The sequence below is a fragment of the Nocardiopsis salina YIM 90010 genome, assembly GCF_000341025.1.
In the GTDB taxonomy this organism is placed as follows: Bacteria; Actinomycetota; Actinomycetes; order Streptosporangiales; family Streptosporangiaceae; genus Nocardiopsis; species Nocardiopsis salina.
Genome location: NZ_ANBF01000056.1, coordinates 1 through 22,739, shown reverse-complemented (window position 1 = coordinate 22,739; position 22,739 = coordinate 1). Strand labels below are relative to the sequence as shown.

The window sequence follows — 22,739 nt, the reverse complement described above, 5'->3', positions numbered from 1 at the left end:
AGCGATCCCATCGCTGGTGAACGAATCGCGTCATTGGAAAGGTGCGTCAGAGATGTCTGCGCCGTACGAGCTTCCCGAGCTGCCCTACGACTACGCTTCCCTGGAGCCCTGGATCTCCGGGCAGATCATGGAGCTGCACCACGACAAGCACCACGCAACCTACGTGGCCGGTGCGAACACCGCCCTCGAGAAGCTGGCTGAGGCGCGCGAGTCCGGCGACTTCGGGACCGTGCCCATGCTCGAGAAGAACCTCGCCTTCAACCTGGGCGGCCACGTCAACCACTCCATCTTCTGGAACAACCTCTCCCCCGAGGGCGGCGACAAGCCCGAGGGTGAGCTGGGTGCGGCGATCGACGACCAGTTCGGGTCGTTCGACGCCTTCCGCTCGCACTTCAACGCCGCGGCCACGACCATCCAGGGCTCCGGCTGGGCCATCCTCGCCTGGGACGCCCTGGGCAAGCGCCTGATCATCGAGCAGCTCTACGACCAGCAGAGCAACGCTGCCCTGAGCAGCCAGCCGCTGCTGATGCTGGACATGTGGGAGCACGCCTTCTACCTCCAGTACAAGAACGTCAAGGCCGACTACGTCAAGGCGTTCTGGAACGTGGTCAACTGGGCCGACGTCCAGAAGCGTTTCGCCGACGCCCGCAAGATCGAGATCGGCTAGAGGCTTCGGGTCCCACGGACCCGCACGCCCGCGTTCGGGCGACAGGCGGAGGGCGGCACCCGCACAGCGGGCGCCGCCCTCCGGCATGTCCGGGGGCTGCGCTCGCGCCCCCGCTGCGCCCGTTCGGTGACGGTGTGTGGCGGTACGAGGTTCGGCTCGGGATCTTTGTGGATTTCAACGGGTGCCACCGGGCGGCCCGGACGGCAGAGTCGAAGTGCCTCCCTGGCAGATGGGGCGTGATGTGCCCGGCGGACTCGGCCGCTGTCGGGGCCGCCGCCCCTCCCCCGCCCTGACCTCGAGTGAAGGGGACCGACGGCGTGAGCGAACAACACCCCTGTGAGAGCGAGAAGCAGCCGAACCCTCTCGAGTACCGCAGCCCCTGGACCCTCAGGGCCAACCGGCGCCCCGCCGCTGCGTCCGGCAAACCCGCAAGCTCCGGGGGCGGTGGCGTTCTCGACACGAACGAGGCGAATCGCCCCGGGTAGTCTGGGCCGAGACCATCAGCCGTCCGGAACTGGGAGGCGGTAGCGGCCGTGTCGACCCGTGGTGACGACCCGTCGGAATTCGGCGAGCCCGAACGCGACCCCGAGGCCGAGGAACACGGCCGGGCCCCGGAGGGAGAGGACGGCGGCGTGCACGATGAGGGCCGGGCCGACGAGGCCGGGCGCTCCTCCGATGCTGCGTCCGGAGCCGAACACGGGACCGGTTCCGATACGGCACACGATGCGGCCACGGACGCCGAGTCCGAGGCCGAACCCGCGACACCGGTTTCCCGNCCCGCTTCCCCCGCCGGCTCCCGCGCAGCCGGCGCGGACGCATCGGCTTGGCCTCCGCCGCGGCCCTGGCCCTGGTCATGGTCGTCACGATGGCCGTACCCGCCACCCGCGAGGGCGTCACGGACCTGTGGTGCTCGCTCACCGGCGGCGTGTGCCCGGGCGATCCGCCTCCCCTGACCGAGGAGGAGGAAGAGGAGGAGCTGGACTGGCGTGTGCGCGTCGACCCCGAGGACGCGGCGCTGTGGGGCAACTACGTGGCGCTCGGCGACTCCTTCTCCTCGGGGGACGGCGCCGGCGACTACGACCCCTCGACCGCCGAACCCGGCGGGTGCTGGCGCTCGGAGAACGCCTACCCGCGGCTCATCGCCGAGGACTACGAGTTCTCCGGCACCCTCGCCTTCTTCGCGTGCTCGGCGCACAAGGGCGAGGAGATGCTCGGGCAGATCGGAACCCCCGAGTCGCAGATCGAGCGGGTCACCGACCACACGTCGCTGGTGACGGTCGGGATCGGCGGCAACGACCTCGGGTTCATCCCCGTCCTGCGCACCTGCATGGTGCGGATGCCGATCCTGGAGAACACCGCGTGTGTGGACCAGGAGGACGAGATCGCCGACCGGATGGAGCAGTTCGAGGAAACCCTCACCGATGTGCTGGAGGAGATCCACGACCGCGCCCCGGACGCGCGCATCCTGGTGCTGGGGTACCCGCGCCTGTTCCCCGAGGACCCCAGCGGTATGTACTACACGCTGAGCGTGAGCGACCAGCTGTGGTTGAACTCGGTCGCTCAGCGGTTCAACGAGACGATCCGCGACACGGTCTACCGCGTGGACGGCGACGTCTACGGTGAGCGCGAGGTCGGCAGTGCCGAGTACGTCAACGTGTTCAGTGCCTTGAACGGGTACGAGGTGAGCGCGGACGAGGCGTGGCTCAACGGGATCGTGCTGGGCGAGCTCGGCGAGGGGCTCGAGGTCGACCGCGCGAGCTTCCACCCCACCGCCGAGGGGCAGATGTCGATCGCCGACCGTGTGCGGAGGCAGATCGAGGAAGGGCCCGAGCGGACCCTGTACGTGACCCGCGAGACCGTGGAACAGGTGGACGAGGAGGTTCTCCTGTCCGAACTCGGGGGCCCGTTGGACCCGATCGAGCCCGAGGACGGCCCCCCCGGCGAGGTCACCCCCGAGGAGGAGGCCGCCGAGGAGGCCGACGCCCCCTGACTCGCCCGGGCCCGTGCCCGACACGGAGCACGGGACGGCCCCGACGGTCCGACCTCCATGCACACACGGGGCTCCGGCCGGCAGGGCATGGTGCGGCCTCGACGGGCCGCACCATGCGCCTCCTTCGGGGCCGTCAGCGCCGCAGGTCCTCGAGCACCTCGCCGAACCGGTCCAGGCCCCAGTTGAGGTCCTCCTCCGAGATCACCAACGGCGGCGACATCCGGATCGTCGAACCGTGCGTGTCCTTGACCAGGACACCGTGCTCGGCCAGGCGCCGACAGAGCTCCTTGCCGCTCCCCAACGCCGGATCCACGTCGACCCCGGCCCACAGGCCGATACTGCGCGCGGAGACCACGCCGTTGCCGACGAACTCCTTCAACCGGCGCCTGAGCACCTCGCCCAGGCGCTGGGCGTTGCCGAGGTAGGGCCCCTCGGTGAGCATGCGCACCACGGTGTGCCCCACGGCCCCGGCGAGCGGGTTGCCGCCGAAGGTGCTGCCGTGCTGTCCGGGCCGGATCACGCCGAGCACGTCCTCGTCGGCCACCATCGCCGAGACGGGGAGGATGCCGCCGCCCAGGGCCTTGCCGAACAGGTAGGCGTCGGGTGCCACGTCGAAGTGCTCGCAGGCCCGGATCGTGCCGGTGCGTCCGAGTCCGGACTGAACCTCGTCGGCGATGAAGAGCACCCGGTTGGCGTCGCAGATCTCCCGCACCCGCGGCAGGTAGTCCGGCGGGGGCACGATGACGCCCGCCTCGCCCTGCACCGGTTCGATGAGCACGGCGGCGGTGGTGTGGTCGACGGCCTCCTCGAGCGCGGCCGCGTCCCCGTAGGGCACCGACCGGAACCCGGGGGTGTACGGTCCGAAGCCGGTCCGGGCCTCGGCGTCGGAGGAGAAGGAGACGACGGTGGTGGTGCGCCCGTGGAAGTTGTCGCCTGCAACGACGACGGTGGCCTGGTCGGCGGGCACACCCTTGACCTCGTAGGCCCACTTGCGGGCGACCTTGATACCGGTCTCGACGGCCTCGGCCCCGGTGTTCATGGGCAGGACCTTCTGTTTGCCCGTCATGTCCGCCAACGCGCTCACCCACGGCGCGAAGCGGTCGTTGTGGAAGGCCCGGCTGGTGAGGGTCACGCGGTCGAGCTGGCGGTGGGCGGCCGCGAGCAGGTCCGGGTTGTGGTGACCGAAGTTCATCGCGGAGTACCCGGCCAGGCAGTCCAGGTACCGGCGTCCTTCCACGTCGGTCACCCAGGCGCCGCGGCCTTCTGCGACGACCACGGGAAGAGGGGCGTAGTTGTGGGCGGACCGCTCCTCGGCGAGGGCGATGTGGTCCGCACTGGAGAGTGACGGTGTGCCGGGGTCCCCGGCGGGGTCGTGCTGTCCCAGGTTCTGGGTGGTGCTCATCGAGATAGCTCCGATCACCATTGACCGATGTCACGCACTTGATACCCACCGTCGGGCGGGGTAGCGCCCTCCGGCGAGAGGTCCCGAAGAGTTGAGCAGATGATCCACTGAGCCCACAAGGGGTGGCACACCTCACAGCACCGGCGGGAAGGCCGAAATACCTGAGGCATGTGCGCCCCGCGCCCCCGAGCTGGGCCGGCCTTCGCCCGGGTCGTCCCCTGTGACCTGGACTCCCGGACCTGGTGACGGGCACCATCCCCCCGGCGGGCATCGACCGGCGGCCCGAGGGGTACGGTCGCGGCAGAGCCCAGCGCCGCCACGAGCATCCCCCCGCCGGGGACGGCGCCCTACCTTTGCCTGGGAGGTCCCGCGTGCCCCCATCCGCGTACCCGGACGCACCCTTCTCCCTCGCCCGGCTGTTCGAGGCCGTCACCGAGGCCGTTCCCGACCGCGTCGCCGTGGTCGCCGGGCCCAGGCGCCTCACGTACCGGGCCCTGGGTGCACGTTCCACCCGCGTGGCCCGCCACCTGGCCGGCACCGGTGTACGCCCCGGCGAGCACGTGGCCCTGCTCGCCCACAACCGCGCGGAGTGGCTGGAGTCCTTCCTGGGGGTCCTGCGCGCGGGCGCGGTTCCGGTCAACGTCAACTACCGCTACGTGGCCGGGGAACTGCGCCACGTGCTCTCCGACTCCCACGCGGTCGCCCTGATCGCGGAGGACTCCCTGGCCGCGACGGTGGCCGACGTCCGTGGCGACCTGCCCCGGCTCCGTCACGTGCTGCTCGTCGAGGACGGCGGACCGCGCGCGAAGTCCCTGGCCGGCATGGACTACGAGACCGCACTGGCCGCGCAGGACCCCGAGGACCCGCTCGAGCTGCCGCCCACGAGCGGCTCCGACCACTACCTGCTCTACACCGGCGGAACGACCGGCCACCCGAAGGGCGTGTTGTGGCGCCAGGCCGACATCTTCCGCGCGGCCGTGGAACGCCGTTCCCCCGGAGCTCCGCGCGCCCGCAACCTCACCGACGTGGCCGAGCGCGCGGCGCGGTGTTTTCCCCAGCGCATGCTGGTGTTGGGCCCGCTCATGCACGCGGCAGGGCAGTGGAACGCGCTCAGCATGCTCCTGTGCGGCAAATGCGTGGTCGTCTCCACCGACCGGGTCTTCGACGCCGGGCGCCTGGCAGCCCTCGCCCACCGCGAGGGCGTCCACACCCTGCAGCTGGTGGGCGATGCGATGGCGCGCCCCCTGGTGATGCGCCTGCTGGCCGAGCCCGACCTGTGCCCGGCCCTGACCTCGGTGCGTTCGGGCGGCACCCCGTTGACGCACCCGGTGCGTGCCCTGTGGCGTTCGTGGCGTTCCGACCTCGCGCTGGCCGACTCCTACGGGGGATCGGAGACTGGTGTGTGCGGGACCGCCGACGCCGGTGTGGCCCCGGGCGCGGACCCGTCGGGCGAGACCGAGCGCGGCCCCAACTTCGCCATGGGCGGGAGCGTCGCAGTGCTCGACGACCGCCTGGACCCCCTGCCCGCCGGGTCCACGGAGGTGGGCCGGATCGCACGCTCGGGGCACATCCCGCTCGGGTACTACAACGACCCGGTCGCGACCGCGCGCACGTTCCCGGTGGACCGGCGCGGTCGGCGGTGGGCTCTCTCGGGCGACTACGCGACCCGTGGTCAGGACGGTTCGGTGGTCCTCCTGGGCCGGGGCAGCGTCGTGGTCAACACCGCCGGCGAGAAGGTCTATCCGGAGGAGGTCGAGGCGGTGCTCAAGGCCCACACGGAGGTCGAGGACGCGATCGTGCTGCCGACCCCCGACGAGAACCTGGGCCAGCGCGTCAGCGCCGTGGTCGCGGTCTCCCCGGGTGCGGGGGTCGACTTCGAGGAACTGCGCGCGCACTGCCGCGGGCGCCTGGCCGGATACAAGGTTCCGCGGAGTGTGCGGTTCGTGGACCGGGTGCGGCGCACGGCGGTCGGCAAGCAGGACTATCGCTGGGCATCCACGGTGGCCAGGCAGGGTTCGGAGACCGACGAGAGCGTTCCGGGCCACCCCGTGTGGTGACCGCTCGCGGGCGATGTCCAATTCCGGGCACAAGGTCGCTCACCGAATACACAACCGAAACCCCCACCAATTCGGGGATCGGCACACGCGGGCACCGTTAGACTGGGGCCTGTTCGGTGGGTGCCTTCCGTCGGTTCGGTCGGCTGCTGCTGCGTCGGGCGCCCGTCGAGGGTACTGACGGGGTGGGCGGGTGCCCACCGATCAGGCCCGGCTGCACCCGTCGGCCCGCCTCCCCCATCGCCGACCCGGGCGCGCCACGATCTCTGCGGCTGCACGTGGATCCCGAACTGCACAGGGTGGCCACGTCGCGCGCGGAGCGCCCCTTCGACGGTCCACTGTCCCGCTGTGAGCGGGGCGGGCCGCAACACCACTAGGACGGAGGTAAGGCGCCCTTCCGGCCCCCGGAGGGTGCCCTACAGCTCACATGGCCAAGACAGTAGGCTCCTTCATCTTCAACGCGGTGCGCGGCGGGGCCGTGGGCACCTCGGAAGCGCTGCCGGGTATCAGCGGCGGCACGGTCGCACTCATCGTCGGGCTCTACGACAAGCTCATCGGCGGGGCCGGCCACGTGGTCAGCGGGATCCGCCTGACGGTGACCGACGGGCTGCGCGGCAAGGGCATGCATCGCGCCAAGGAGGAGTTCGGCAAGGCCGACTGGGGGGTTCTGGCCCCGGCCCTGATCGGTATGCCGATCTTCCTGATCCTGGCCATGCTGCTCATCGAACCGATCCTGGACGAGCACACCCAGTACGCCTACGCCCTGTTCTTCGGGCTCGTGCTGGCCAGCGTGTGGATCCCCTACAGCGCCGCGGGGCTGCCGTGGCGGCCGCTGCACTACGCCATCGGGATCACCTTCGCAGTTCTGGCGTTCTTGGTCATGGGCTTGCCCGGCGCGAACCTCCCGGTGCACCCCGTCGTGGTCTTCTTCGCCGCCTCGGTGGCGATCTGCGCCCTTGTGCTTCCGGGCATGTCCGGATCCTTCATCCTGCTGACGGTGGGCCTGTACGAGCCGGTGCTGCAGGCTGTGCGCAGCGTGGACATCGCCTTCATCCTCACGTTCGCGGCCGGTGCGGTCACCGGTCTGGCGCTCTTCGTCAAGCTGCTGCAGTACCTGCTGGAGAACAAGCGCGCGATCACCCTGGTCGTGCTCACCGGTGTGATGGCCGGTTCGCTGCGCGCCCTGTGGCCGTGGCAGAACGAGGACCGCGAGATCGTGCCGGCCACCGACGTTCCGCTGACCGTGGGATTCATGGTGTTGGGTTTCGCGGTGGTCGCCACGGTGCTGGTGTGGGAACGCCGCAAGCGGGCCCGCAAGGGGCACGAGCACGAGGCCGCCCTCGTGCGCTGAGCTCGCAGCGCCTAGAATTCAGGCACAGAGGCGCGGGGTGCCGGCACCGTCGAGCGGTCCGGCTGAGAGCACACCCGTCGAACCTGCCCTAGTTCGTACTAGCGAAGGAACGCCATGAGCGCTTTCAACGTCATGTCCGTGGCCGGGAGCGACCCCAGCGGGGGCGCCGGCATCCAGGCCGACCTCAAGGCCTTCTCTGCTCACGGGGTCTTCGGGATGAGTGTGATCACCGCTCTGACCGCCCAGTCCACGCGCGGCGTCGCGGACGTGCACGGTGTCCCGGCCTCCTTCGTCACCCGCCAGCTCGACACCCTGCTCGACGACGCGACGGTGCACGCGGTCAAGGTCGGCATGCTGGGCACCGCGGAGGTCACCGAGGCGGTGGCAGGAGCGATCGACCACCACGGGCTCACGGATGTGGTCGTGGACCCGGTGATGGTCGCCAAGAGCGGTGACCGTCTGCTGGAGGAGTCGGCGACCGAGGCGCTGCGCACGGTGCTGCTCCCCCGGGCCGGTCTGATCACCCCGAACCTGCCCGAGGCCGCCGACCTGCTCGGCGTCGAAGAGGCCGCCGATCTGGCGGGCATGCACGAGCAGGCCGCGGAACTGCTGAAGCTGGGGCCGCAGGCGGTACTGCTCAAGGGCGGGCACCTGGACTCCGAGGACAGCACCGACGTGCTGGTGGTCGGGGGCGGGCCCGCTGTGGAGCTCACCGGCCCCCGGGTACGCACGCACAACACCCATGGCACAGGGTGCACGCTCTCCTCCTCCATCGCGGCCCTGCTCCCCCAGAGCCCGGACACCGCCGCCGCGGTGCGCGGCGCGAAGGACTACCTGACCGCGGCCCTGCGCCGCGCCGACGACATCGACGCGGGCGGCGGCCAGGGGCCGGTGCACCACTTCCACTCCTGGTGGTGAGCCCCGCCCCACGCGGAGACGAAGAGGGGGGACCGGCGGTGCCGGTCCCCCCTCGTGCGTTCTTTCGGCGGGATCCTGTCAGGCCCTGACGTCGCTCATGACAACGTCGGGGTCGCGCCAGTAGGGGTGCCCGAAGAACCTTCGGGTCTCCGCCACGACCAGGGGCGAGAGCAGCAGCAGGCCCAGGAGGTTGGGCAGGGCCATCATCGCGTTCGCGATGTCGCTGAACAGCCAGACCTCGTCCAGGGCCGCGACCGAGCCGATGAAGACGACCACGATGAANGAGGGGGAGCCGGTAGGGCGTGACGAAGCGGCGGCCGCCCAGGTACTCCACGCAGCGCTCACCGTAGTAGGACCATCCGAGCATGGTGGTGAAGGCGAATACGGTCACGGCGATCGCCACGATGTACTGGCCCCCGACGGCGAGGACGGGACTGGCCTGTCCGAGCCCTTCGGTCATGGCCAGGGTCGTCAGCAGGGAGCCGTCGACGTCGCCCTCCTGCCAGACACCGGTGGTGATGATGACCAGGCAGGTCATCGTCACGACGACGATCGTGTCGATGAAGGTCTGCGTCATCGAGACCATGGCCTGGCGGACGGGCTCCCGGGTCTTGGCTGCCGCAGCGGCGATCGCACCGCTGCCCATACCGGCCTCGTTGGAGAAGATCCCGCGGGCGAAGCCCTGCTGGATGGCCAGCATGAGGCCCGCTCCCGCGAACCCGCCGGCCGGCGCGGTGTAGGTGAAGGCGCTCACGACCACGAGCTGGAGCGCGGGCAGGATCGAGGCCCAGTTGAGGGCCAGGACCAACAGGCAGGCGCCGATGTAGCCGATGATCATCAGAGGCACGAGCGCGGAGGCCACCCGGCCGATGCTCTTGATGCCGCCCAGGATGACAGCCCCGACGAGCAGCATGAGGGTCAGGCCCACGACCCAGGTGTCGATCTCGACGATGCTGGTGACCTGCTGGGTGACGGTGTTGGCCTGGGTCCCGTTGCCGATACCGAATGCGGCGATGGCACCGAAGACCGCGAAGGCACCGCCGAGAACGGTGCCGAGCCAACCGTTCAGCCCGTACTTGAGGTAGTACATCGGGCCGCCGCTCTGCTCACCCTTGTCGTCGGTGCGGCGGAACTTCACGCCCAGCAGGGCCTCGCTGTACTTCGTGGCCATGCCGAGGAAGCCGACCACCCACATCCAGAAGAGTGCACCGGGCCCTCCGACACCGATGGCCAGGGCCGCACCTGCGATGTTGCCGACCCCGACGGTCGCCGCCAGAGCGGTGCTCAACGCCTGGTAGTGGGAGATGTCCCCCTCGAGCGAGGAGTCCTCCTTCCGTCGGACCAGGGCGAGCCAGAGCGAGTGGGGCAACCGCAGGAGCTGGAGCAGCTTCAGGCGGACCGTGAGGAACAGGCCGACACCGAACAGAAGAGGGATGAGGACGAAGGGTCCCCAGAGCACCTCGCTGACGATCTCGGCCATCCCGAGGATCTGATCCATGCGGGGATCTCCGTATCACATTCGGATCGGGGGACGGCTGTGTGTCCGCGCTCCGCTGCCCACCGGAGCGGCTGCCGCGCAGCGTGCACCAGGTCACGGACACTGAATGAGGTGGTGACAGGGTTGCAGGGGTTCATAACGCCTGCGTCACATTTGTTCGACGCGATCGTTGCGGGCCTAGGGCCTGCTCACTCCTCAGCAGAGTCGAGTGCCAACCTGCTCAACCTCGCAGCCACCTCCTGCGGGTCGGCACCCCGGCCGACGGCGATCCCCATCAGGAAGGTCGTCAGCGGTGCAGCGGGTCGGGCCACCGAGTGTGCGGCGTCCTTGGCCAGGTCGAGGACCCGATCGACGTCGGCCCGGTCCAAGCGCTCGCTCTCGTCCAGTTCCAGCTCGGCACGGACCAGGTCCGCCCATTCCACCAGGGTCACCGATGCACTCCTCTGTGTGATGATGCGATCCGGCGATGGCGGCGCGTCGCCTGCTCTGGGGCGGTGCACCCGTGCCGTCGCCGTACCGCACTCTAGAACGGGCGGCCCGCCCTCTCACAGCGGACCCGCGTCCCAACACGCAGGAAAACCCCGTGCGCCGCAGAGAAGGCCCCGCTACCCAGGCCGGCGCCGACCCCCGCGCCGCCTCGCGCGGACCCGCCGTCCACCGACCTTCTCCTTGCACCGGAGCACCGCCATGACCCGTCGCGCCCACATCGCCGTGGTCGGCGTCCCCGTCGTGAGCCCGCCGCCGACCTCGTCGAGGCCCAGGTGCGCGACCGAGCCTCGGCACACGGTGAGGGGCCTCCCGGGATCACGGATCCTGGGAGGCCCCTCGTGTGAGGTGTCCGCCCCACCCCCTTTCGACGGGGCGGTCACCCGGCCTCGGACCGGTTCCGGTGGAACCCGGGGCGCTGGGCTACACCGCCGAGGTGGCGATGTGCGCGGGCGCCGGGACGGAACCGGAGGGACTGTCGGCCAGCAGCGCGTCCATCACCTCGGACAGGCGCTCCAAGTGATCGGAGATCCACGGCAGCGCCAGCGGGTCCGTGGCCGACAGGGCGGCGTAGCGGCGCTCCTCGGTCTCGCCGTAGAGCAGGCTGGTCGCGACCCGCATGCGCAGGGTGTCGGGGCTCTCGCCGAACTCCACCGCCGGAAGGACGCCCATGCCGAACCGGTCCAACAGAAGTCCGGTCAGCTCCGGGCCGGTGGTGATGCCGTGCTGGGCGGCCAGGCGCTCGCGGACCGGCTCGAAGTCCGGGTACAGGTAGAACGCCGCACGCGGGGTCGGGACCTCGGCGCCGGCGGCGGTGAAGGTGTCGGCCACCCCGCGGGCGACGAGGCCGTGGAGGCGGCGGCTGCGGCCGATGTGGTCGACCAGTTCGGCGGGTTCGGTGAAGGCGTAGGCGGCTGCCTCCTGCACGGGGGCGGCGGGGCTGGACCAGATCTCGCTGGCCACGCCGAGGAGCCCACCGCGCAGGCGCTGGCCGATCTCGGACTCGGGCAGGCGCAGAACCCCGATGCGCCAGCCGCCCAGGGCCAGGTTCTTGCTGAGACCGGTGGAGATGACGGTGCGCTCGGGCGCGAAGTCGGCGGGGCTGTGCACCCGTGCTTCCCCCTCGCCCGGGTGGACGAGGTCGCGGTAGATCTCGTCGGAGATGATCACCAGGTCGAGCTCGCGGGCGACCTCGGCCAGGCAGCGGACGGTCTCCTCGCTCGCGACGGTCCCGGTCGGGTTGTCGGGCAGGGTCACCACAACCGCCTTGACCTTGCGGCCCTGGTCACGGGCGTCGGTGACGGCGGCGTGGAGCAGGTCGGGCTGGGGCACCCCGCCCTGCCCTGTGGCGGTGGGCACCATGACGGGGCGGCATCCGACCAGGCGGCTCTGCGCTGCGTAGCTGACCCAGCTGGGTGCGGCGATCGCGGTGNCGCGGTGCCCCCGCCGAGCTCGAGCAGCAGGCTGTAGAGCAGCGGCTTGCTGCCGGGCCCGGCGATGACCATGGACGGGTCGGTGGGCAGGCCGCGGCGTTCCCAATAGCCGGCGGCGGCCTCGCGCAGAGCGGTGGAGCCGGCGACGGGGCCGTAGGCGTTGGCACCGTTGCCGGCGGAGAGCTGGTCGCGCATGACCGGGTGGACCGGGAGCCCGGCCTCGCCGAAGCCGAGCGGAAGCACGCGCACCCCCTGGCGGCGCTTCTCCTCGAGGGCTTCGTTCACGGCAAGGGTCGCGGACACAGTGACGGTCATGTCTGACTCATCTCCGGATCATCGTTGTGCGCTTGACCGCACCAATGGGTGACGGTCTGTCACCAACAAGACTGCCCCCTCGTCCCCATCAGCACAAGCACGCCTTTTCGATGGTGAGCTTAAGATGTTCTTATGCTCGATCTTCGACGCCTCCAACTGCTCCGTGAGTTCAGCGTCCGCGGCACGATCGTGGCCACCGCGAACGCCCTGGGATACACGCCTTCCGCGGTCTCTCAGCAACTGGCCACCCTCGAACGCGAGACGGGGGTGGCCCTGCTCGACCGGTCCCCGCGAGGGGCGGAACTGACCGACACCGGACGGCTCCTGGTTGCCCAGAGTGAGGAGATCCTGGCTCTGGTCGAGGCCACCGAATCGGTCCTGGCCGAACAGTCGGACGTGGCTCTCGGAACAGTGACCGTGACAGCGTTCCCGACCGCGGCCGTGGCCTTCGCACCACTGTTGGCCCACCCGCTGCGGCAGCACTCGGAGATGCAGTTGGTGCTGCGCCAGACCCTCCTCGCGACCGGGACGCAGAAGGTGCAGTCCCGCGAGGTCGACATCGCCCTGGTCGACGACTGGACGGGCCAGCACCCCGGACGCACCTCCGACAGCAGCCTGCGCCACGTGCATCTGCTCGCCGATCCGCTCGTGCTGGCGGTTCCCGAGGCCCACCGCCTGGCCGATCCCGCCGTCCCCGTGGTGTTGGACCAGCTGCTCGGGGAGTCGTGGGTGGTCGCGCCCGAGGGCGAGCGTTCGCGTTACGGGACCGACCGGCTCATGGCCGAGGTCGGTGGACTGCCCTCGGCGGCCTGGGAGTTCGAGGGGCTCGGCACGATCCTGAGCCTGGTCTCACGCGGGATCGGGATCGCCGCCGTCCCGGGGCTCGCGATGGTGGGGGCTCCGGCGGGGCTGGTCTACCGGCGCCTCCCGGGTTCGGCCCCCGAACGGCACGTCTACGCCGTGCTGCGGACGGGGACGCTGCGAAGGCCGGCGGTTCAGGTCACGCTCTCAGCGCTGCGCGAGGCGGCACGCACGGTGGAGGGCCAGCTGGAGGAGCTCACCGACCAGGCGCTGGAGGGCTGAGGCGCGCCGGGGCCGACGGCCCCGGGCCGCACGGCACCACAGGCCTGCCCCGGCACGCAACCGTCCCGCACACGGAAGAACGGCCCGGCCATGGGGCCGGACCGCTCCGGGGTCGGTGTCGTCGTCCTCGTCGGGTGGGTGGTACCGGGGTCATTCCTGGTCGCCCGCGCGGCGGGTGCGGTCGATGCGGCGGCGGAGCTTGCGGCAGATGTGCAGGGCTCGATCCCTGTCGTCGCGGGCGTTCCACCATTGTGCGTAGGCTTCGAGTCTTCTCTTTCGCAGGGACTCCAGCTCGGCCTCCATGCGGTTGACCCGGTGTTCCAGGTCGATGCGTTCACGCTCGAACGACGACATGTCGCGTTCGTGGCGGCCCGCGTCGTCCTCGGCGTCCTTCAACCTGTCCACCAGGCCCTCGCCCGGCGGCGTCCGCCCGCGGCCGGCCTGTCCCGTGATGCCTTGGAACCACACACCCTGCCTGTTTCCGGAAACAGCTGAACATGCACTGTTCAGCGCGCAAAAAACACGGAAACCCCATACTTGAATAAGACATACATATCGGACATCAGACCGTCACCGGCCTCCGTCCCCGGCGGATCGGGACCGACCCGACCACGCGTGCGTAGACCGTCTCGAAACGCTCCAGGGACCGGTGGTGGTCGTGCTCGCCCGCCATCTCCCGGCTCGCCGCACCCAGGAAACCGCGTTCGGACCGGGACCCCAGGATCCTGCGCAACCGGTCGGCGAGCACCCCCACCTCTCCCGGTGGGAACAGGTATCCGTTGCGGCCCTCGGCGACCAGGTGCGGCAGTGCCATCGCGTCGGCCGCCACCACCGGCAACCCCGTCGACATCGCTTCCAGCGTCGCAATGCTCTGCAGCTCGGCCACGCCCGCGATCGCGAAGACGTCACCGGCCGCGTAGACCAGCGGCAGCATCTCGTCGGGCACGAGACCCAGGAAATGCACACGGTCGCCCACGCCCAGCACCCGCGCCAGGTCGGCCAGCTCCTCCTCGCGCTGCCCCGTCCCGGCCAGCACCAGCTGAGTGTCGAGGTCGACGATGAGCAGGGCCAGGGCGCGCACGAGTTCGTCGATGCGCTTCTCCTCGTCCAGACGGCCCACGAACACGACGGAGTCGCGGTCGGGCACCCCGAGGCCCCGGCGTGCCGTGGAACGCTCGGAGGTTCGGGGGCGGAAACGGGTGCGGTCGATGCCGCACGAGACCGCCTCGACGTCCCGGGTCAGGCCCTGCTCGCGCAACAGCAGGGCGGCGCGCGGGGTCGGTGTGGTCACGTGGTCGGCCTGTTCGGCGATACGCACCATGTCGTTCCAGGCCACGGTGCCGGCCGCCGACTGCAGGGATCGCGGCACGCGCGCGTGTGCGTAGAGGTTGTCCGGCATGAAGTGGTTGGTGAGCACCGTGGGGATCCCGGCGGCGCGGGCACGGGCGAGCGCCGTGCGGCTGAGCGTGAAGTGGCTCTGCACGTGGACCACGTCGGGAGCGTAGCGGGCCAGCAGCCGGTCCACGTGGCCGCCCAGCCCGAGGGGCAGTGCCGCGCGCATGCTGGGTTGGAAAGGGATCCGGGCCGAGCGCACCCGGTGCTCGGTCACGCCCACGGCCTCGACCACGTGCGGAGGCCCCTGCGCCGAGGGGCGGAGGACGTGGACCCGGTGTCCGCGTCCGGCCAGCNCGCCGGGGGGGAGCCGGCGAGTGAAGTAGGCGGCGCCGTTGACGTCGGGCGGATATGTGTCGGTGACGATCAGGACACGCAGTGGGCGCGCTCGGGCCATGGCGGTACTCCTTCGTTCAACGGGTGCGTGCGGACCGCGGGCTCGCCGCGGCCTCGGGGTTGCGGTCCCGGTTGCGGGCGAGGCCGAAGGTGCCCGCGATCGCCAGGAGCGCGAAGAGCAGGGCGCTGATCCGAGCGAGCGGTGCCTCGGGGGCGCCCTCGCCGAGCATCACCGCGCCGATGCCGACCCCCACGACGGGATCGGTGACGAGCAGGGTCGCGTACGCGGCCGCGAAGTGGCCGCTGCGGTAGGCGTTCTGCACCAGCAGGGCACCGAAGACGGCAGTCCCCGCGGCCAACAGGGTCAGCCAGCTGATCAGCCGGCTCCAGTCGCCGTTGGTCCCGGCCAGTACGACGCGGGCCAGCCCGGAGGTGGTACCCATGGCGGCCCCGCCGGCGAGGGCGAGGACGATCGCACGCACGGAACCGGGGAACCACCTGGCGGCCAGGTGCAGCAGCACGCCCGCGCAGGTGACGCTCCCGGCGAGGAGGAGGGCGGTGCCCGTGTCCATGACCGGGGCGTCGTCCACGTGGGGGAAGAGCCAGAGCACACCGGTGAGACCGGACATGACGGCGATGCCCGCGACGATCTGGTGGATGCTGACGGCGCGGTGGGTGAAGGCCGACCAGAGCACGATCGCGAAGAGCAGGCCGGTGACGCCGAGGGGCTGGATGACGGTGAGCGGTGCGCCGCTGAGCGCGGTCAGGTGCAGGCCGGCCCCGAGGACCACCAGGGCCCCGCCCGCCAGCCAGCGCGGGCGGCCGAACAGGTGGAGGAGGAACGGGGCGTGGGCCACACGCTCGCCGGGGGCGCGGACGGCGTCGCGTTCCTGGAGTGCGGAGCCGAGCGCCAGGCTGAAGGCCCCCACCACGGCGACGGGAACCGCCCACAGCATTGTCTCCACCACTCCCATCGGTCGTGTGGGGTCCGGCCCTTTCGGTCGTGGCCGCGATCTGCCGGGGGTGTGCTCCGCACAACGGGGCCGCGCACCCCGTCGCCCCCGTGGGGATCGCGGATGCCCGGCCCGTCGGTGGCTTCGTCCCGGCCACCTGCCCCTGAAACTGCCTCGATCGAGGGAGAGCCAACATCCACGCGTGGTCAAGGTTGGGTATTGGATCGCCCCGAACGGAGGGATTGGTGGTCCGTTTGTCCACTTCTCTGGGCAGCGGGGTGCCGGCGTGGGATCCTGGCGATTGGTCTAGACCGGATAGGAGCAGTCGTGACCGACACCTTGATCCCCCGCCCCCGTGAGACCTCACCCGGCGACGGCCCGGGCCTGCCATTGACGCCCCGCACCCGCGTGCACGCCGACCCTGCCTCGGCCGGTGTACTGACCTGGTTGCGCCGCGAGTTGGGAGCGGCGACCGGACTGCCGCTCGAGCGCGGCGGTGAGGCCGGCGCCGAGCTCCGGCTGAGCGTGGACCCGGGCGCCGGACTCGCGCCGGAGGGTTACCGCCTGGTCGTGGACGGCCGGGGCGCCTCCGTCATCGGCCACGATCCCGCCGGTGTCTTCTACGGGGCACAGACCCTGCGCCAGCTCCTGCCGCCCGACGCCTACCGCGACGCTCCCCTTCCCGGTGCCGCATGGGTGCTGCCGGCCGTGAGCATCACCGACGCGCCGCAGTTCCGATGGCGGGGCGCCATGCTCGACATCGCACGCCACTTCCAACCCAAGCGCGAGATTCTGCGGTTCGTCGACCTGCTGGCCGCGCACAAGCTCAACGTGCTGCACCTGCACCTGAGCGACGACCAGGGGTGGCGGGTGCAGATCCGGCGCTACCCGCGACTGACCGAGGCCGCCTCCTGGCGCACCGGGAGTCAGGTGGGCACNGTACGCCCGCCGGTCTTCGACGGTCGGCCCCACGGCGGGTACCTGACCCAGGACGACGTGCGCGAGATCGTCTCCTACGCCGCAGAACGCCACGTGACGGTGGTGCCCGAGATCGACGTGCCCGGGCACTCACAGGCCGCGATCCACGCCTACCCCGAACTCGGTGAGGCGGGACGGATCCCGGTGGGCACCCAGTGGGGCATCTTCGAGGAGGTCCTGGCCGTCACCGACGAGGTCCTCGACTTCTACCGGAACGTCATCGACGAGCTGCTGGAGCTGTTCCCCTCGCCCTACTTCCACGTCGGCGGAGACGAGTGCCCCAAGACGCAGTGGAAGGGCAGTGCCTCGGCCCAGCAGCGGATCCGGGAGGAGGGGCTGGCCGACGAGCACGAGCTGCAGTCCTGGTTCATCGGTCAGCTCGACCGGCACCTGGTTGCGCGGGGGCGGCGCATGATCGGTTGGGACGAGATCCTGGAGGGCTGGCTCTGGGCCGGTGAGGAGGACACCCGCGCCCCCGAGGGCGAGCGCAGGGGGCTGTCGCCGGGCGCGACCGTGCTGTCCTGGCGCGGCGAGGAGGGCGGCGTCGCGGCGGCGCGGGCAGGCCACGACGTGATCATGGCGCCGACCGCGACCTCCTACCTGGACTACCGGCAGTCCGAGGCCGAGGACGAACCGGTCAAGGTCGGCACGCTCCTGCGGCTGGAGGACGTCTACCTCTCCGACCCCGTGCCGGCAGGGCTGGGCGAGCAGGAGGCGGAGCACGTGCTGGGGGCACAGGTCAACACCTGGACCGAGCACATCGACACGCCCCGGCGGCTGGACTACATGGTCTTCCCGCGGCTGTCGGCCTTCGCGGAGAAGGTGTGGTCCACCGGGCCACGGGACTACGCCGAGTTCGAACCGCGTCTGCGTGCGCACCTGCGCCGGTTGGACGCCGCCGGGGTCGAGTACCGGCCGTTGGAGGGGCCGAGGCCGTGGCAGACCCGGCCCGGGGTGGTCGGCCGGGACTGACACGTCGCCGGGGCGGGGTTCCGGGGGCCGCCCCGGTGTCCCACCCCGGAATCCGCGTCAGAAGTATGTGGCCACGGCCTCCACGACGGTGTCCTCGGCGTCGACGACCGGGATGAGCGCCCACCGGTCGAAGGCCGTGCACGGGTGCGAGATCCCGAAGGAGACCAGGTCACCGGGGTGCAGCTCCAGTTCCGGCGGCACGCGCAGGTAGGCGTGGTGGTCGTTGAGCCCCTCGATCTCCAGCCCCTCGACGGGCTGCCGGGTCCCGTCGGGCCGGCGCACGGTGCGCGGCACGGGGAAACCGGCGTCGAAGTTGGCCTCCCGGCGCCCGAGCCCGGCGATGGCCAGCCCTTGCTCCGGAGTGGAGGTGACCTGGGCCCACAGCTCCAGGGCACCGGCCAACGCGCCGGGCCCCTCGTCGAGGCGGCGGTAGGGGGTGGTGCGCCGGTAGAGGCCGTCGTCGTGGGCTACGTAGGCGCCGCTGCGCAGCAGGGGCCACACGTCGCGGGCCCCGCCGAACTCCTCGGCCACCAGGTCGAACCAGGCGCTGCCGCCCACCGACAGTACGGGACGCTCCGGGCCGTGGACCCGGGCGATCTCGGCGGCGTCGGTGCGCAGGTCGTGCAGGAACGCGCGCACCGCGTCGGCTCCCCCGTCCACCGGGCCCTCGTACCCGGCGACCCCGGCGAGCTCGAGGCCGGGGGCATCGGCCACCGCGTCGGCCACGGCGAGCAGCCCGGCACGATCGCGGCACCCGGTGCGTCCACCGGCCACCCCGCGTTCGACCAGCACTCGCAGCGGGCGCCCGGCGGGGTCGGCCACCGAGGCGGCCGCGGCCACGCCCTCGGCGGAGTCGGTGTAGAAGAGGAACTCGAACTTCGGATCGCGGTTCAGTTCGGCGGCGATCCACCCCAGGGCCCGGGTGTCGAGGAGTTCGTTGGCCAGCACGATGCGGCGCACACCGAAACGCCGGTAGGCCAGGACCTGGTTGGCGGTCGCGGCGGTCACGCCCCAGGCCCCGGCGTCGAGTTGGCGCTGGATGAGGGCGGGGGCCATCGAGGTCTTGCCGTGCGGGGCGAAGGCGAGCCCGTGCTGGTCGGTGAAGGCCGCCAGGGCGGTGATGTTGCGGGTCAGTTCCGGTTCCCGCAACACCATGAGGGGCCAGGTGAAGGGGCCGGTGAACAGGTTCCCGGCCCGCTGTGCGAACCCCTCGAGGCTGACGGAGCCGTCGGGCCACCACACCCCCTTGGTGCGCCAGTCGACGTTTTCCTCGGGGATGGTCAACCGCTCGTTCACGGGGTGGGAACCGCCTTTCGTGGCCAGGGCCTGTTCGGTGGACGCCTTCCTTCGCTTCGACCGACCACTGCGCCGAAGGCGTCGTTCGAGCGTTGGTGGCGGGTGCCTCGGTCGGCTGCTGCGCCTACGGCGCCGTCAGGTCATCGGTGTTCGCCGAGCAGACCGAGGCCCGCCCCGAGCGCCGTGGGCGTCCGGGACGGGCCGGGTGACTGTCAGGAGGCGATCCTCCCATCTGTGGCCGCGGCCGACCAGAAGGTCAGTCGGCGGCGGGCTCGGCCTCGAGCTCATCGGCGGGATCGCCGTCCTGCGCGTCGGCCTGGTGGGCGGCGCCCTCGAATTCGGCGATGGCCTCCTGGCCGACGTCGGGGTAGTCGGTGACGAAGCCGTCCACACCCAGTTCCAGCAACTCGACCATGCGGTCCTGGTCGTTGATGGTGTACGGCATGATCTCGTACCCGGCTTCGTGCACGGCTTCGACGTAGTCGCTGGTCAGGCCTTCATGGTTCGGGTTGACCATGTGGGACCACTCGTAGTCGCCGAGTTCGTCCTCGGGGACCTCGCCGAGCAGGCCGTGCGAGACGGAGGGCATGAGGTCCTTGGACTCTTCCATGGAGTCCCAGTCGAAGCTCTCGACCACGAGGCGGCGCGGCTCCCAGGCGGGGTTCTGCTCCATCCAGTGGTCGCGGGAGCTGAGCTCCTCGGCGAGGGTCTCCTCGATGCCCGGGTGGGTCTCGGGGTCCTTGACCTCGAGGAACAGGTTGAGATCCAGGCTCTCCAGGGTGTCCAGCGCGTCGGAGAGAGTCGGGACCGGCTCGCCCTCGAAGACCGGGTCGAACCAGCTGCCGGCCTCGACCTGCTCGATCTGCTCCAGGGTGAGGTCCCCGACGTCGTAGGAGTCGAGGTCGGGGTGGACCTCTTCGATGTCGGTGGTGCGTTCCAGGGACGTGTCGTGCATGAGGACGGGCTCTCCGTCCGAGGTGAGCTGGACGTCGACCTCGACGGTCTCGGCACCCAGGCGTCCCGCGGCCTCGATGGCGGCGAGGGTGTTCTCGGGGGCGTGCCCGGAGGCCCCCCGGTGGGCGACGGCGACGAGCGGGCGTTCGGGGGACGGGTTCTCCGCGGAGACCGGACTTGCGCTGATCCGCTCCGACGGGTGGAGCGACGGCTCGGCCAGGGCGGTGCCCCCGCCGGCCATCACGGTGAACGATACGGCTCCGACAACGATCGCGATGCGACGCACCGGACCTCCCATGTACGAGTGATGTGCCGAGCTCAGATTGGACTCGGCCGGTGACCACGCGGTGACCACGAGTCGAGCGCGAAATGATCCGAGCCCTACCGTCCGGTTGGGAACACGTACATCCGCCCTTCAATCACCACATGAAACTAATTGATCACTTTGTGTACGATTTTTGACTCCAGAGCCCTCGCTGACTACTCAGAGCCCTGCAATCATCACTGCTTGTAGTCGATGGGAAGGATGTCTCATGCGCAAGCACCACAGCTGGTGGGTCGCACTGTTGGGCGCCGGTGCCCTGGCCGCCTGCGGGACGGCCGTACCGGCCGCTGCCGCCGACGATCGGGAACCGGCCTGGCCGAAGGTCGAACGGGGGGAGTCCGACTACAGCCTCGACGGCTTCACGGTCGGCCCTCTGCCGGAAGGGCTGGAGCGGCACTCGGTCGAGGCCGCGTCCTCCTCCGACCGTGATGGCAACCGCCGGTCCGAGATCACCTGGGTCCAGGGCTCGGACGATCGTGCCGGGCACGTGGCCGTCCTGCGTTCCGACAGGATCCAGGACCTGGAAGACCTGCGGCAGGAGCGGTTCGGCCACCTGCGCTCCGACGGACTGGAGCGCCTCGGCGAGAACGAGGGTTTCGGGGAGGGCGCCTACGTCTCCGAGGACACGGGCCACCTGTTCTGGGTGGAGCGCCCGGGCGTAGGGGTGGCCACGCACCTGGACCCGGACAAGTGGGACCGCGGGGACCTCGTGGAACTGGCCGGCTCGGTGACCGGCATCGAGGACGAGGACTCCGCGGAGAGCGCCGAGGAAGGCGAGCCCGCGGAGGAGACCGGGTCTTCGGACGCTGCCGAGGCCGGCGACGCCCCCGAGGAGGCCGATGCCGAGGAAGGCGCCGACGAGGTGCCCGGGGCCGGTTCCGGCACCGAGGGCCAGGAGGCCGCAGAGGACGACGCCGACGGAGCCTCCGTGGCGGAGAACGGCACCGAGGCCAGCGCCACCGACGGGGCCGCCGAACGGCCCGGGACCGGGTCCGGTGAAGCTGCAGAGAGTGTCACCTTCCCCGCGAGCTCCGGCGAGCAGGGTGTCTCCGCGTTCCATCGGTGCGCCGTCGAGCGCTTCGACGAGAGCACCGGCCCGAACGCCGACCACGAGGGGGTCACCGAGGAGACGCGGGCCTTCGTCGAGCGCACTCTGGACACCGACGCGCTGACCGGCGGCGAGCGCGACCGGTTCCTGGCCACCGCCTGGTTCCACGCCTCCGAGGCGGACAAGCTGAGCGCGGCCGAAGAGTGCGCCGAGGACCAGCAAGCAGACGGCGGCCGGACCCAGGATGCGACCACCGGGGCCTCCGGGGTCGTCGCCGAGCTGGACGCCCAGGCGCGCACCGTCTTCGAGCAGGCCCGTTACGGAGACGGGACGGCCGACGCGGATACCGGTACCGAGGAGGCGGCCCTCGGCACGATCGGCGCCCAGGAGTGGGAGCGGGTGCAGGAGCGACTGCCCTACAGCCTTCCGTCCGGGGGTTCCTGACGACGGTGCTTCCGGGCCCACGGCCGGCGGTGCGCATGCGTCGCTGGCCGTCGCTGTTGCGGGGGACGTACGGCTCTGCGGGCGGGTCCCGAGGGCCATCGCCATCACCTCCCCGCACCTCTCTAGGACGGCCGGCATCACACCCGACCCCCACGGTTTCCGACCGAATAACGGACGAATCGTTACACCGACGCACTTCCCGGTCAGATACGGTCACCTGCACAGTCACCGGACCCCCGCGCCCCCGCCGCTCCCCCGTGACGCGGCACCGCGGGACCGCGCCGTCCCCCCGCCCCGAGGAGGCACGCCCCGATGCCAGCCCCCACCACCCGCCCACAGCTGCGCGGCGACTTCGGCATGGTCGCCTCGACCCACTGGTTGGCGAGCGCCACCGGAATGTCGGTCCTCGAACGCGGCGGCAACGCCTTCGACGCGGCCGTCGCGACCGGTTTCACCCTGCAGGTCGTCGAGCCCCACCTGAACGGCCCGGGCGGCGAGGTCCCCGTGCTCTTCCAGGCCGCGGGCGGCCCCCCGCGGGTGCTGTGCGGCCAGGGCGTGGCCCCCGCGGACGCGACGATCGGCGCCTACACCGCGCTCGGCCTCGACCGCATCCCCGGCAGCGGCGTGCTCGCAGCCACCGTCCCGGGCGCCTTCGATGCGTGGATGCTGCTGCTGCGCGACCACGGGACCATGGGCGTGCGCGAGGTCCTCGACCACGCCATCGGCCTGTGCGAGCGCGGCTTCCCCGTCCTGCCCAAGATCGCGGCGGCCGTGGAGGCGCTCGCCCCGGTCTTCGGCCGCCACTGGTCGGGGTCGGCCGCGCTGTACCTGCCCGACGGAACCA

16 protein-coding genes, 2 pseudogenes and 1 riboswitch are annotated in these 22,739 nt (G+C 71.1%); of the genes and pseudogenes, 9 read left to right on the top strand and 9 right to left on the bottom strand.

From position 1 onward, the window contains the following. The first annotated feature begins 52 nt into the window (after nucleotides 1-52). Together D474_RS0105990 and D474_RS27810 are read left to right on the top strand one after the other, a co-directional pair. Entirely contained in the window at nucleotides 53-667 is a 615-nt protein-coding gene (locus D474_RS0105990) for a superoxide dismutase (RefSeq protein ID WP_017612684.1), read from the top strand. An 823-nt stretch (nucleotides 668-1,490) separates the two neighbouring features. Then, a complete protein-coding gene (locus D474_RS27810) occupies nucleotides 1,491-2,657 on the top strand; it encodes an SGNH/GDSL hydrolase family protein (RefSeq protein WP_017612682.1) in 1,167 nt (388 codons plus the stop codon). Between the two features lie 133 nt (nucleotides 2,658-2,790). On the opposite strand, the gene rocD is transcribed toward D474_RS27810, so the two are convergent. Then, complete coding sequence (gene rocD, locus D474_RS0105975) at nucleotides 2,791-4,059, bottom strand: ornithine--oxo-acid transaminase (protein WP_017612681.1); 1,269 nt, start codon at nucleotides 4,057-4,059, stop codon at nucleotides 2,791-2,793. A 371-nt stretch (nucleotides 4,060-4,430) separates the two neighbouring features. Here rocD and D474_RS0105970 point away from each other — a divergent pair, with 371 nt between their 5' ends. From D474_RS0105970 to thiD, 3 genes are all read left to right on the top strand, one after another. Continuing rightward, nucleotides 4,431-6,116, top strand: a complete 1,686-nt coding sequence (locus D474_RS0105970) for an acyl-CoA synthetase (RefSeq protein ID WP_017612680.1) — start codon at nucleotides 4,431-4,433, stop codon at nucleotides 6,114-6,116. Between the two features lie 424 nt (nucleotides 6,117-6,540). Next, nucleotides 6,541-7,464: a DUF368 domain-containing protein gene (locus D474_RS0105965; protein WP_017612679.1), complete on the top strand. Its 924-nt coding sequence runs from the start codon at nucleotides 6,541-6,543 to the stop codon at nucleotides 7,462-7,464. A 23-nt stretch (nucleotides 7,465-7,487) separates the two neighbouring features. Then, nucleotides 7,488-7,591, top strand: a riboswitch (TPP riboswitch). Next, nucleotides 7,579-8,382 (top strand): bifunctional hydroxymethylpyrimidine kinase/phosphomethylpyrimidine kinase, encoded by an 804-nt coding sequence (gene thiD / locus D474_RS0105960; RefSeq protein ID WP_017612678.1) that lies wholly within the window; start codon nucleotides 7,579-7,581, stop codon nucleotides 8,380-8,382. Its footprint overlaps the riboswitch before it by 13 nt. A 78-nt stretch (nucleotides 8,383-8,460) precedes the next feature. Here the strand turns inward: thiD and D474_RS0105955 are convergent. The 3 genes and pseudogenes from D474_RS0105955 to D474_RS27805 all read right to left on the bottom strand — a co-directional run bounded on the left by D474_RS0105955 (nucleotide 8,461) and on the right by D474_RS27805 (nucleotide 12,114). Beyond that, nucleotides 8,461-9,880 (bottom strand): annotated as a pseudogene (locus tag D474_RS0105955) (alanine/glycine:cation symporter family protein). A gap of 188 nt (nucleotides 9,881-10,068) precedes the next feature. Next, nucleotides 10,069-10,311 carry a DUF6457 domain-containing protein gene (locus D474_RS0105950; RefSeq protein ID WP_017612675.1) on the bottom strand — a complete coding sequence of 81 codons (243 nt, stop codon included), beginning with the start codon at nucleotides 10,309-10,311 and terminating at the stop codon, nucleotides 10,069-10,071. Between the two features lie 478 nt (nucleotides 10,312-10,789). Next, a pseudogene (locus tag D474_RS27805) lies at nucleotides 10,790-12,114 on the bottom strand (pyridoxal phosphate-dependent aminotransferase). 132 nt (nucleotides 12,115-12,246) lie between these two features. Between D474_RS27805 and D474_RS0105940 the strand changes: the two are divergent. After that, entirely contained in the window at nucleotides 12,247-13,197 is a 951-nt protein-coding gene (locus tag D474_RS0105940) for a LysR family transcriptional regulator (protein WP_017612673.1), read from the top strand. Nucleotides 13,198-13,347: 150 nt separating this feature from the next. Here D474_RS0105940 and D474_RS0105935 read toward each other — a convergent pair whose 3' ends face one another. The 3 genes from D474_RS0105935 to D474_RS0105925 all read right to left on the bottom strand — a co-directional run bounded on the left by D474_RS0105935 (nucleotide 13,348) and on the right by D474_RS0105925 (nucleotide 15,881). Continuing rightward, nucleotides 13,348-13,665, bottom strand: coding sequence for a hypothetical protein (locus D474_RS0105935; protein WP_017612672.1), 318 nt, complete (start codon nucleotides 13,663-13,665; stop codon nucleotides 13,348-13,350). Nucleotides 13,666-13,759: 94 nt separating this feature from the next. Continuing rightward, nucleotides 13,760-14,986, bottom strand: a complete 1,227-nt coding sequence (locus tag D474_RS0105930) for a glycosyltransferase (RefSeq protein WP_017612671.1) — start codon at nucleotides 14,984-14,986, stop codon at nucleotides 13,760-13,762. Nucleotides 14,987-15,002: 16 nt separating this feature from the next. After that, nucleotides 15,003-15,881: a DMT family transporter gene (locus tag D474_RS0105925; protein ID WP_017612670.1), complete on the bottom strand. Its 879-nt coding sequence runs from the start codon at nucleotides 15,879-15,881 to the stop codon at nucleotides 15,003-15,005. 324 nt (nucleotides 15,882-16,205) lie between these two features. Between D474_RS0105925 and D474_RS0105920 the strand changes: the two genes are divergently transcribed. Continuing rightward, nucleotides 16,206-17,828, top strand: a complete 1,623-nt coding sequence (locus tag D474_RS0105920; RefSeq protein ID WP_017612669.1) for a beta-N-acetylhexosaminidase — start codon at nucleotides 16,206-16,208, stop codon at nucleotides 17,826-17,828. Between the two features lie 57 nt (nucleotides 17,829-17,885). Here D474_RS0105920 and D474_RS0105915 read toward each other — a convergent pair whose 3' ends face one another. Together D474_RS0105915 and D474_RS0105910 are read right to left on the bottom strand one after the other, a co-directional pair. Beyond that, the gene (locus D474_RS0105915; RefSeq protein ID WP_017612668.1) at nucleotides 17,886-19,124 is read right to left on the bottom strand and encodes an alanine racemase; all 1,239 of its coding nucleotides are present in this window, start codon (nucleotides 19,122-19,124) and stop codon (nucleotides 17,886-17,888) included. A 256-nt stretch (nucleotides 19,125-19,380) separates the two neighbouring features. Continuing rightward, a complete protein-coding gene (locus tag D474_RS0105910) occupies nucleotides 19,381-20,364 on the bottom strand; it encodes a glycerophosphodiester phosphodiesterase (RefSeq protein ID WP_239647006.1) in 984 nt (327 codons plus the stop codon). 247 nt (nucleotides 20,365-20,611) lie between these two features. Here D474_RS0105910 and D474_RS0105905 point away from each other — a divergent pair, with 247 nt between their 5' ends. Further along, nucleotides 20,612-21,895: an ICP22 family protein gene (locus D474_RS0105905; protein WP_017612666.1), complete on the top strand. Its 1,284-nt coding sequence runs from the start codon at nucleotides 20,612-20,614 to the stop codon at nucleotides 21,893-21,895. Between the two features lie 312 nt (nucleotides 21,896-22,207). Continuing rightward, nucleotides 22,208-22,739, top strand: a 532-nt coding sequence (locus tag D474_RS27800; protein ID WP_040703111.1) for a gamma-glutamyltransferase, incomplete at its 3' end; no start/stop codon positions are given.